9 protein-coding genes and 2 tRNA genes are annotated in these 11,362 nt (G+C 35.1%); 1 reads left to right on the top strand and 10 read right to left on the bottom strand.

The window, feature by feature from the left end:
• Window positions 1-43 precede the first annotated feature (43 nt).
• From THENA_RS01215 to typA, 3 genes are all read right to left on the bottom strand, one after another.
• Window positions 44-1,195 carry a branched-chain amino acid ABC transporter substrate-binding protein gene (locus THENA_RS01215; RefSeq protein ID WP_052296031.1) on the bottom strand — a complete coding sequence of 384 codons (1,152 nt, stop codon included), beginning with the start codon at window positions 1,193-1,195 and terminating at the stop codon, window positions 44-46.
• Window positions 1,196-1,484: 289 nt separating this feature from the next.
• Complete coding sequence (gene alr, locus THENA_RS01210) at window positions 1,485-2,543, bottom strand: alanine racemase (protein ID WP_013755618.1); 1,059 nt, start codon at window positions 2,541-2,543, stop codon at window positions 1,485-1,487.
• A gap of 34 nt (window positions 2,544-2,577) precedes the next feature.
• Window positions 2,578-4,371 (bottom strand): translational GTPase TypA, encoded by a 1,794-nt coding sequence (gene typA, locus THENA_RS01205; protein WP_013755617.1) that lies wholly within the window; start codon window positions 4,369-4,371, stop codon window positions 2,578-2,580.
• A gap of 287 nt (window positions 4,372-4,658) precedes the next feature.
• Between typA and THENA_RS01200 the strand changes: the two genes are divergently transcribed.
• Window positions 4,659-5,981: an NCS2 family permease gene (locus THENA_RS01200; protein WP_013755616.1), complete on the top strand. Its 1,323-nt coding sequence runs from the start codon at window positions 4,659-4,661 to the stop codon at window positions 5,979-5,981.
• A gap of 7 nt (window positions 5,982-5,988) precedes the next feature.
• On the opposite strand, the gene THENA_RS01195 is transcribed toward THENA_RS01200, so the two are convergent.
• From THENA_RS01195 to THENA_RS01170, 7 genes are all read right to left on the bottom strand, one after another.
• Complete coding sequence (locus THENA_RS01195; RefSeq protein ID WP_013755615.1) at window positions 5,989-6,198, bottom strand: Sec-independent protein translocase subunit TatA/TatB; 210 nt, start codon at window positions 6,196-6,198, stop codon at window positions 5,989-5,991.
• Entirely contained in the window at window positions 6,199-7,575 is a 1,377-nt protein-coding gene (gene fdhD, locus THENA_RS09515; RefSeq protein WP_154645291.1) for a formate dehydrogenase accessory sulfurtransferase FdhD, read from the bottom strand.
• Window positions 7,548-8,267, bottom strand: coding sequence for a twin-arginine translocase subunit TatC (tatC, locus tag THENA_RS01185; RefSeq protein ID WP_013755613.1), 720 nt, complete (start codon window positions 8,265-8,267; stop codon window positions 7,548-7,550). Before tatC ends, fdhD begins: the two co-directional genes overlap by 28 nt.
• The gene (selB, locus tag THENA_RS01180; RefSeq protein WP_013755612.1) at window positions 8,268-10,148 is read right to left on the bottom strand and encodes a selenocysteine-specific translation elongation factor; all 1,881 of its coding nucleotides are present in this window, start codon (window positions 10,146-10,148) and stop codon (window positions 8,268-8,270) included.
• A 20-nt stretch (window positions 10,149-10,168) separates the two neighbouring features.
• Window positions 10,169-10,262, bottom strand: a tRNA-Sec gene (locus THENA_RS09880).
• A 48-nt stretch (window positions 10,263-10,310) separates the two neighbouring features.
• Window positions 10,311-11,240 (bottom strand): 1-phosphofructokinase, encoded by a 930-nt coding sequence (pfkB, locus tag THENA_RS01175; protein ID WP_013755611.1) that lies wholly within the window; start codon window positions 11,238-11,240, stop codon window positions 10,311-10,313.
• Between the two features lie 41 nt (window positions 11,241-11,281).
• Window positions 11,282-11,356: transfer RNA gene (locus THENA_RS01170), tRNA-Gln, on the bottom strand.
• Between the last annotated feature and the right edge of the window lie 6 nt (window positions 11,357-11,362).

Below are 11,362 nucleotides of genomic sequence, written 5' to 3'. Positions count from 1 at the left end.
GATGGCGAACTATTCGCCATCTTTTTAGAGTTAAGCAGTCTTTTTAATCAACCGGTTGCCATTTTTCATCTTTAACTACAAACATCGTAAGAATCTTGTTTGTAGTGTCACCCTTGCTGTCAAAAGATGTCTTCCCAAGCATTCCCTCGAAACTTACAGTAGGCATAACTTTCAATACATCTGCCCTATCTGGTTTGGGCGCCTTTTCGAGAGCAGTAATTACCGCAAGAGCTGCATCGTAACCAAAAAGCGCATATGGTCCAGGAGGATTTCCAAATTTCTTTGTATACTCGTCAATAAATGCTTTTGCTCCAGGAATCTTCTCAATTGCAGGACCAACGTTACTTGCATAAGTGCCATTAGCATCCGCACCAGCAATCTTTATAAAAGCAGGATCCTCTACTCCGTCTCCGCTTACAAAGTCTATCTTGTTCATACCAAGAGACTTCATCTGTTTAACCATTTGACCTGCTTCAGGATACATGCCTCCAAAATAAATAACCTGAGGATTCAGAGATTTTATCTTTGTCAAAAGAGCAGTAAAATCTTTGTCTCCCTGGTTTATACCCTCTCTCATCAATATCTTTCCGCCATCCGCTTGAAATGCTTTTGCAAACTCATCTGCAAGCCCCTGCCCATATGCTGTCTTGTCATCTAAAACAACTGCCGTATCCTTTTTCAACTTGTCCTTTACAAACTTTGCGGCAAAAGGACCTTGCATAGCATCGGTAGTACAAACTCTAAATACGTTGTTAAATCCCTGTTCAGTAAGCTTGGGATTAGTTGAAGATGGAGAAACCATCACAAGTCCCGCCTGATGATAAATAGCAGAAGCAGGTATAGAAGCTCCTGAATTAAGATGTCCTATAACGGCTACTATTGATGGATCTGCAGCAAATTTTTGCGCAACTGATACAGCTTCTTTTGGATCGGCCTTGTCATCCATTGCAACAAGCTCAAGCTTTTTGCCATTGATTCCGCCCTTTGCATTTATCTTGTCAATGGCCATAAGCGCACCATTCTTAAGATACGTGCCCATTTCAGCTTGAGAACCGCTTAGTGGTGCAGCAAAGCCAATTTTTATAACATTAGATTCGCCTGCTGGCTTGTTTTGTTGGCCTGCACACCCCGAAATTAGAAAAATTCCAATTCCAATCAAAACAAAAAACAACCCATACAACCCAAAACGTTTCACAAAACACACCCCTTCCTCTCGTCAAATTATTGAAATTTTATAGCTATCTGACTATTATGTCAATTACTTGACATAAAGTCTTTTTATAGCTTAAAAAAAGATTAAAATAAGATTTTAAAAAGTATTTTTTAATAATCAAAAAGAATGCATAAGTTATGGACAAAATTAAATTTTTCTAAAATTGTAATAGTAAAGTGTAGAAATCAGCAGTAAAATATTAAGATATTATTCTAATATTATTAATCAAATTCAGCAATGACTTAATAAGTTTAATTTATGTTTATAAAAATTAAACGTAAATCCTTTTCATACTCTCCCTGAATGACACAAGGATTTCATGAGGTACAGTATCTATTGTTTTAGCCATGTCTTCTATCTTTAGATCCTCATCTAACAAGATCGCCTCATCGCCCACACGAACGTTATCAACGCCTGTAATGTCTACAAAAGAAAAGTTCATATTAATAGTTCCCCTTAATGGGCATATACTCCCCTTAACTTTAGCGCTCCACTTATTTGAAAGAGCTCTTTTCAAACCATCAGCATAACCAATTGAAATTACTGCAATTTTTGAATCCTTATGAGCAGTATAAGAATATCCATAGGACCAACTTTGCCCTGCACTAATATCATGAATCTTTACAATATTTGCTTTTAACTTAACAACATTTTTTAGAACAAAGCTTTTAACATCAGAAGGCATAGCTCCATAAATTAGAAGACCACACCTTGGTATAAACTTTAGAGATTCAAAATTTTCTACAGTATTTTGAGAGTTTGGCAAATGAACAATTAAGTTTTTATACTTTTCAGAAATCCTATCGAAAAGAATAAGCTGCTCTTCAGTAATAAGGTTTAAACCAAGAGGAAAATGTGAGAATATTCCCATTAGTTGTATATTTGGCAAATAACTTATTTGCTTTATAAAGTTGTCTAACTCTTCAGGTTTCACGCCGAACCTGTGCATGCCTATATCAACTTTAACATGGACTCCTACAGTTTTACCGCTCTTTTTCGCTATATCAGATAGAAACGATGCCATATCAAAGGAGTCAATAGCAGTAAAAACGTTATATTCAACACAAAGTTCAGCTTCTTCTCTAGAAAAAATAGGCACTATTAAGAGTAAATTGCCCTCAAATCCAGAGCGTCTAAGCGTTTGCGCCTCTTCTATATCGCCAATTGCAATCAGATTTGCAACGTCTTTTAAAGCATTGGCAACAGGGATAAGTCCCATTCCATAAGCATTGCTTTTTATGACTGGTATTAAATCGCTTTTTACGTATTCTTTTATTATTTTGTAATTTGATAAAATTGCATCCAAATCAATTTCCAACCATGGCTTCATTTTACCTCTCCTTAAAAATTATGAATTTAATTTTTCAACCCGTTCTTGGGTTTCTATTAAGAATCTTTTTCCTCAACCTAATACTTTTTGGGGTTATTTCTACTAATTCATCATCGTTAATGTACTCTAAAGCCTGTTCAAGACTAAAAATTCTTGGAGTATTAAGCCTAATAGCTTCGTCGCTAGTAGCAGAACGTATATTTGTAAGGTGTTTTTTCTTGCACGGATTTACCCACAAATCTACTTCTTTAGAATTTTCTCCTACAATCATTCCCTTATAAACTTCTGTCCCAGGCACTACAAACAACACCCCTCTGTCTTCAAGGTTTGACAATGCATACGAAGTAACCTGACCGGTCTCCATTGAAACTAAAACACCATTTTGTCTTTGCAACACATCTCCTTTATAAGGAGCATAGCCATGAAATACGTGATGCATAATACCTGTGCCCTTTGTACTGGTCAAAAATGTTGATCTAAATCCAATAAGTCCTCTTGCTGGTACAATAAATTCAAGTCTTATATATCCTGCCAACTCTATCATATTGGTTAGCTCTGCTTTTCTCCTGCCCAATAAATCCATTACTGTCCCCATATATTCCTTTGGCACATCTACAGTCAAAAATTCCATTGGCTCACATTTTTCACCATTTATTACCTTATTAATTACCTTTGGCCTTTCAACCTGAAATTCATAACCTTCTCTTCTCATAGTTTCAATTAATATAGAAAGGTGAAGTTCTCCTCTTCCACATACCTCAAATGAATCAGTAGATTCTGTTGGATTTACTCTAAGACTAAGATTAGTTTGAAGCTCTTTAAAGAGTCTTTCACTTAAGTGTCTTGAGGTTACAAATTCGCCTTCTTGTCCTGCAAAGGGACTATTGTTAACTGAAAAAATCATAGAAACAGTTGGCTCGTCAATATAAATGCCCGGCAACATTTCAGGTTCATTGGGATCAGCAATTGTTTCTCCAATTTTAATTTCATCAATACCACATATTGCAATAATATCTCCAAACATTGCTTCTTGAATTTCAACTCTTTTAAGGCCCTCATAAGTAAATAGTTTGCTAATTTTAGCCTTTCTTTCTTCATATCCATTTAATACCAAAACGTTTTGTTTGTTTGTAATTTTACCTCTCATTACCCTCCCTATAGCAATTCTACCTATATATTCATCGTGATCCAACGTAGTTACAAGAACCTGAAAGGGCGCCTCAACATCGCCATCAGGTATAGGGATTTCCTTTATAAGTGTTTCAAAGAGAGGCGCTAAATTTGAACTATTTTCATCCATTGATAATTTGGCAATGCCTTGTTTTGCAGAAGTATAAACAACTGGAAAGTCTAAAAAGGGCTCAGGAGCATCCAAATCGATAAATAACTCCAATACTTCGTCCAAAACCTCGTCAACTCTTTGATCTGGCCTATCTATCTTGTTTATTACAACTATAGGCTTAAGGTTTTGTTCAAGAGCCTTTCTTAAAACATATTTTGTTTGAGGCATAGGCCCTTCAAATGCATCAACAAGTAACAAAACCCCATCCACCATATTCAAAATCCTTTCAACTTCAGCGCCAAAATCAGCATGCCCTGGGGTATCTACAATATTTATTTTCACGCCTTTATAAAAAATTGACGTGTTTTTAGATAATATTGTTATTCCTCTTTCTCTTTCAAGGTCGTTTGAATCAAGAATCCTTTCTGCCACAACCTCGTTAGCCCTAAAAACACCGCTTTGCTTTAACATGGCGTCAACTAAAGTGGTTTTACCATGATCAACATGCGCTATTATTGCAACATTTCTTATATCTTTTCTTAACAAGCTTTTACCTCCAAAAATTATCCAAAAATTATTTATATAAAACCAGATTAACATTTTAACAAACTTTAGCAAGAAGTCTTCATCTTATATAGAGCATATCCAAACAAAACTTGGTTATACCATTAGCTTACAAGTCATCATTCGTTGAAGCAAAAAGCTCCTATTTCTGTAAGTAGAGGTAGTTCACTCTACTTAAGAAATAATTTCTACAAAAAAGTGCTACATTCTATTTCAATTTTTTTAGAAAGATGTAAAATATATAAATTATACTTTTTTTGAGGTGAAAATTGATAACAGATCTCGTGGAAAAAGTCTTTCATCTAAGTTCTAGAAAAACAAACATCAAAACTGAAATTATTGCTGGTTTTACGACTTTTGTTACGCTCTCTTATATTATCTTTGTAAATCCAACGATACTTTCTCAAGCAGGAATACCGAAAGAAGCTGCAATAGGGGCGACAATTTATTCTACTATAATCGCAACGCTTTTAATGGGTCTTTGGGCAAATCTGCCAATAGCTGTAGCGCCTGGCATGGGTTTAAATGCCTTTTTTACTTATACTGTAGTAATAGGGATGGGACTTTCTTGGGAAACTGCTTTAGGAGCAGTTTTTATTTCTGGGATATTTTTCTTTATTTTAAGCGTAACAAATATTAGGAAGGCAATATTTATGGGAATTCCAGCAGTTCTTAGAACTTCTATAGCAGTCGGAATAGGTCTTTTTATTGCTCTTATAGGTTTTAAAAATGCAGGAATAATAGTTGAAAACAAAGACACTCTAGTATCATTTGGGCATCTTTTATCACCAGAAGTTCTAGTTGCAACGTTAGGTTTGTTTATCACTGCTGCTTTAATAAGCAAGGGAACAAAGGGTGCAATCTTAATTGGCATTCTTTTGACTACTTTGTTGTCGATAATCTTTGGCATAGCAAAAGCCCCTTCTTCAATAAGTAACATCATCTCTTTTTCTATACCAAACGTCTCTGATACGTTTTTAAAAATGAATTTATTAGGAGCAATCCACTATGGGATATTGGGCATCATATTTACGTTTTCTATAGTAGAACTCTTTGATAATATGGGTACTCTTATAGGTCTTACCACAAAGGGAAAGATTATTGACAAAGACGGCAACATACCAAATTTAAACAAAGCCCTTGTGTCAGATTCAGTGGGAACCATGATTAGCGCGATTTTTGGAACTTCTACTGTTACATCATATATAGAAAGCGCAGCTGGAATTGCAGAAGGAGGTAGAACTGGCCTTAGTGCTTTAGTTGTAGCGTTGTGTTTTGGGCTTGCAGTGGTTTTTACCCCTCTTATTGGAATTGTGCCAGCTTTAGCCACGTCTCCAGCTTTAATAATGGTAGGAACTCTAATGTTTACAGAAATTCACAGAATAGATTTTTCAGATTTGACAGAAAGCTTTCCTGCCTTTATGACAATTATATTGATGCCACTTTCTTTTTCAATTGCGAACGGAATCGCTGCAGGTTTTATATCTTATGTCTCACTAAAAGTCCTAACTGGAAGATTTAAAGAAATCAACTTCATTTCTTTAATTATTGCAATAGCCTTTTTGATAAACTTTATTTTGAGGCTACATTAAAAGTTCTTTACTTTTTCTCGCTATCCTCAACCTTTGCACTAATCTCTGTAGCATCTTTTTTCTCTTCTTTTTTAGGCTCTTGCGTAACCTCATCCATCCCTTCTTTGAAGGACTTTATAGCCTTACCAACAGAATTCCCTAATTCTGGCAATCTGCTTGGCCCAAACAAGATTAAAGCTATTACCAAAACAATAACTAACTCCTGAGTACCAATCATCTAAAACACCTCCAGAATTCTTTCTCTATTTGTATATATTTTACAACTATTCATTTTAGCATAACCAATTAGAGTAACATTAGAAAAATTGCAAAAATCTATTGCAACGTTTGAAGCTGCTGTCATAGAAACAATAATTGGAATGCCAAAATAAATAGCTTTCATAGCCATTTCGGAAGAGACTCTACCAGTAACAAACAAAAATACATCAGATATCTCCTTTTCTAGAGCCCAGCCAATTGCCTTGTCAACAGCACTGTGTCTGCCTATATCTTCGCAAAGAAAGAGAAGCGAATCCTTTGTGGAAAGTGCAGCAGCGTGTATACCACCACTTATTCTGTAAAGATTATTTGTGTGTAAAAAATCTCTTAGTCTTTTAAAAATTGTTTCAAGACTAACTTTGAGATCGCTTTTTATTTTTGGCAAATTTTGCTTTCTCATTCTTCTAAAAGATTTTCCACCAAAACAGCCCGATGTAAGAATCATATCTTGTTTGTTAAATGGATAAGCTAACTCTACAAACAACTTTTTGTTTATTATCTTAATATCCTTTATGTCATCCTTAGACGCTACTACTCCCTCGCTGAACAAAAAACCCTTTATATATTCGGTCAAATGGGTTGGAGACAGTCTTGATGAGACAAAAAAATTATTATTAACGAAGATATCTATCTCTTCTTCACACGGAACAAACACTTTTGAATTCTCGAACAAACCGTCCTTGTAATTAGATACCTTTATTCTTTCCAAAGGGGATATATTTAACTTTAGTTTCAAAATCTGTTTGGCATATTCTAGGTCTGACGGAGTGTTTACATTAAAAAACAAGAGTTCACAGTCAAACCACTCTGATATCTCTTCTTCTTCTATTTTCTTCACCTTTACATCTGGGTAAAAAGAGATTATCTTTCTTTCATTCTTTTCTAAATAACTCTCTATAACATCAACAATTTTTTTGTCATATATAGCAAAGAGCGGTTCATAAGACCCCCTATAGACAGGTACTGTTACATCATAATCAGTTGATTGACCAAATAAATATTGTGCAAAATCCTTATCCACAAATGGCATATCACAACTTATGACAAGCACCTTTTGATTTGTTGAATGTTTAAGAGCACTGTGGATCCCGCCTAGAGGGCCAAAGTCTTTATATATATCCTGGTATTTTTCAATATTTAAAAAAGAATAAAGTTCCTCTTTGTTAGTAATTATAAATATATCATCAGAAACTGAGGAGAACTCTTCAACAATTCTTTCTATCATAGTCTTTCCATTGAGTTCAATTAGAGACTTCTCCTGCCCCATTCGAGAACTTTTGCCGCCAGCCAAAATAGCTATAGAAAAATTTATTTTTTCCACAATCTTGCTATCCAAATACTTATTTCATAAAGAGCAACCAATGGGATTGCCATAGTACATTGTGTAAATACATCAGTGCTTGGGCTAACCAACATCGCAAGTATAAAAAAACCTAGTATTGCCCTTTTTCTCTGAGAAGCAAGTTGCTTTGAGTTTATTATTCCAAGTCTAACCAAGGCCAAAAGCACAATTGGCATTTCAAAAAGCAAACCAAAGACAAACACAAACATAGAAACAAACGTTACATATTTGCCTATAGAAAACAAGGGTTCAATTTCAGGTGCACCAAAACTTAGTAGAAACTTAATCCCCACAGGGAAAATAACAAATAACGCAAACAAAGAACCTGAATAAAAGAGTAAAACAGCAAAAGTTATTCCAATCCACATTGTTTTTTTTGAAATTATTTTAGTAGGCAATATAAAATTTTTTGAAAAATAGAAAATTATATAAGGCCAAGCTAAATATATTCCTCCCATCAAACATAATTTCATCTGAGTCATAAATGCCTCGATAGGAGTAAGGAAAATTAGCTTGCCAACTGGTTTTGAGATGTATTCCATAAAGTAAGGTATAAAGAAATAGGTTATTACAGCCCCAATTCCTATTAAAAACGCTGATATAAAAAGTAGGTTTCTAAAGCGTCTTAAAAGGATCCAAAAAGACCTGTGAAGCTTCTCAATATCCAGATCCAGATTATTTAGCACTTATAATTTCTTTCCTTTTTGCCTAACATTTCCAATTCTTTTAGTAAATCCCATCTTATCACAAAATTCAAGAAGAGGAATAGAAAATTTTCTTGTAGTATTTGTGAGGTCTTTAAAATCTGAAACACTAAGCTCATTACTCTTTTGAAAAAATTCTTTTAATAAATTTACTAACTTCTCTAAATTTGAAAAGTGTATATATATCTCAGGAGAAATAGAAACCTGAAAGATTTTTTGAGATCTTTTAAGAGTTGCTATTGCACTATTAAAAGCCTTTTTGTCTTTGTATTTCAAGCCTAGTTCATCGAGCGGCAAAACAAAAAAACCTAAATTTTTAATATCCTTCTCAACTTCATCAACCATTGTCAAAACTTCATCAGAAACTCTTTCTTTTAACAAATATGTCTTATCAACAAGGTATCCTTTCTTTTTGGCATATTTATCTATAATATTTTGAGCGATTGGAGAGTCTAACTTTTTTAATATCTCCTCCTTTGATATCTGAGTTTGAAAGGGATTTTTCGATTCTATTTCAAAAATTATGTTCTCTAACCTTTCAAGCAAGTCTTTCTGGTAGTCAGAGCTAAATAGATAAACCTTCCCCTCATTTTCAAACACGTTCAAAGTGGTTTCAGAAATAAATTTTCTAACGTATTCAGCTTTGTAGTTAACTTTTTTTGCAAGATCGAAAAGCTCCATAATGCCCTTTCTTTTAACCACTTGGACAATATTTGAACTCAGGTCTTTTTTATCAATAATTGGTTTATCGTTAAGATATTTAGACAAATCCTTTAATTTAATCTGTTCGTTATCTAATATTATTCCTCCACCAAGCGTCTTCTTTGCTGATGGATCCCTCAAAATAAATTTATCGCCTCTTACTGCACAAACCGGATTTTGACAGGAGAGTTTTACAATGTATGACATCTTCCCTTCTGAGGGACTGCCCTCAAATGATAGCCTACAAACACTTGAAGATGAACCTACGTATAAATGAACTCTTTTATTGTTTTTTAGATTCTCATATGAATCTAAAACGTTCAGAAATCCAACAAACTTTGTGGATTCTTTATAATAATTCTTCTCAACAAGCACTTTGCCCCTTGTGATAAAGTTTTCATCAAGAGTAGTATTAATATTCACGGCCAACCTCATTCCGGTATGACCTTCCTGAACTTTATTAAAATGGCTTTCAAGATTTTTTACTCTAATAGCGTCTTTAAACGGCGTTATTTCTAAAGAGTCACCTACTCTTACGCTTCCGGAATAAACAGTGCCAGTCACAACAAGTCCAAAACCCTTAATTTTAAACTTCCTATCTATAAAAAGTCTGAATGGCTTCTCATTATCGTCATATTCCTTTGAATAAAGAAGTTCTACTTTTTCATTTAATACTTCTAATATCTCTTCAAGTCCCTCACCCGTTACCGAAGAAGCGCAAATTATAGGATTATTTTCCAAAAAGCTACCTTTTACAAAATCTTTTATCTCTTCCTTCAAGTATTCTAGTAGCTCTTCATCAACCAAATCCTTTTTTGTAATAACAATTAAGCCATCTTTAACCTCTAAAAGCTTTAATATTTCAAAATGTTCCCTTGTTTGTTCTTTGATCCCCTCATCAGCTGCAACTACCAAAAGAGCAAGGTCAACACCTGCTGAACCTACAAGCATATTATCAATGAAGCGTTCATGCCCTGGAACATCTACAATGCCCAGTACCTTACCACATGGCAATTCTAAGCTAGAGAAACCAATATCAATAGTCATACCCCTGATTCTTTCTTCAGGGAAGCGTTCAGTCCTTCTCCCGGTTAGTCTAGCGATTAATTCAGTCTTGCCGTGATCTATATGTCCCGCAGTTCCTAAAATAAAATCTCTCATTCACCACTCGCATTAAATTTTGGCGGGAGAGTGAGGGAATTGAACCCACCAGGAGCCTTTCGACCCCACAATGGCTTTGAAGGCCACGGCATCCACCAGGACACATACTCTCCCAACAGATATTTTAACATAACAAAATTTATAAAAAGTTATTTATATAATTTAGACAACGTCTCTGAAAGTTACATTCGGATAAATAGCCTCTACATCTTCAGGCAAGCAAACTGCTGTTCCTGGTCTCGTAGTAGTAGCCGTCCCGGCCGCAACAGCAAAAGCAAGTGCCTCTTTTAAACTTTTGCCTTCCTTCAAAGCTAATACAAAACCAGCAACTGATGAATCGCCTGCACCAATGGTGTTTTGTACATTAACAGGTGGAGGAAATGCCCAATACTCTTCTGTAGAACTAACGCAAAGCATCCCATTTGCGCCCATAGAAACTAACACTATATTAATTCCCTTTTTGCAAATGGACCTTGCCTCCTGAGCTATTTCAGGTATATCTTTAAGTTTTTTATCAACCAATCTTTCTAATTCGTGAATATTTGGTTTTATTATATGAGGTTTGCTGGAAAGACCAACTTTCATAGCTTTGCCATCAGTATCAAAGACCACTGTAGCACCAATTTCTTTGGCTGTATCTATAAGTTTATTATAAAAAGCAGGTTGAACGCCAACAGGTAAACTGCCACTAATTATAACGTATTCAGGGTTAGGCAAATTTTGAATCTGTTTTATAAGCCTCATTAAATCTTGTGGTTGCACTTCAGGGCCCATTGCATTAAAAAGAGTTTGGGATTTTGTCTTTTCGTCATTTAGAATTATATTTGTCCTCGTGTTAGTGGAAATGTAGGTAAAGTTGCACCTTACACCATCGTTGAGCAGTCTGCCTTCAAGCTCTTCTCCAGAAAAGCCACCAACGAAACCTAAAGCAACGTTATCAGCTCCGAAGTTGGCAAGAACTCTGGAAACGTCTATGCCTTTTCCACCTGCATAAGTAGTTTCTCGAATAATCCTATTTGATTCGTCATACTTTATGTCCTCAACCCATATCTGTCTGTCAAGAGCTGGATTTAAAGTTATTGTATATATCATCTTTCCCCCTTAAATTTTCTATTTGAGTTCAAAAAAACAAATGGCTGGGGAGGGTGGATTCGAACCACCGGATGCTGGCTCCAAAGGCCAGTGCCTTACCGCTTGGCTACTCCCCAAACTCT

Origin of the sequence: Thermodesulfobium narugense DSM 14796 (assembly GCF_000212395.1) — a bacterium.
Lineage (GTDB): Bacteria > Thermodesulfobiota > Thermodesulfobiia > Thermodesulfobiales > Thermodesulfobiaceae > Thermodesulfobium > Thermodesulfobium narugense.
The sequence above is the reverse complement of the archived record's forward strand: the minus strand, read 5'-3'. Positions and strand labels throughout refer to the sequence as shown.

Coding starts and splice junctions, on each gene's coding strand:
- alr (WP_013755618.1), bottom strand. CDS start 2,543: ATGAAGCCATGGTTGGAAATTGATTTGGATGCAATTTTATCAAATTAC.
- THENA_RS01195 (WP_013755615.1), bottom strand. CDS start 6,198: ATGATTGGTACTCAGGAGTTAGTTATTGTTTTGGTAATAGCTTTAATC.
- selB (WP_013755612.1), bottom strand. CDS start 10,148: ATGAGAGATTTTATTTTAGGAACTGCGGGACATATAGATCACGGCAAG.
- pfkB (WP_013755611.1), bottom strand. CDS start 11,240: ATGATATATACAATAACTTTAAATCCAGCTCTTGACAGACAGATATGG.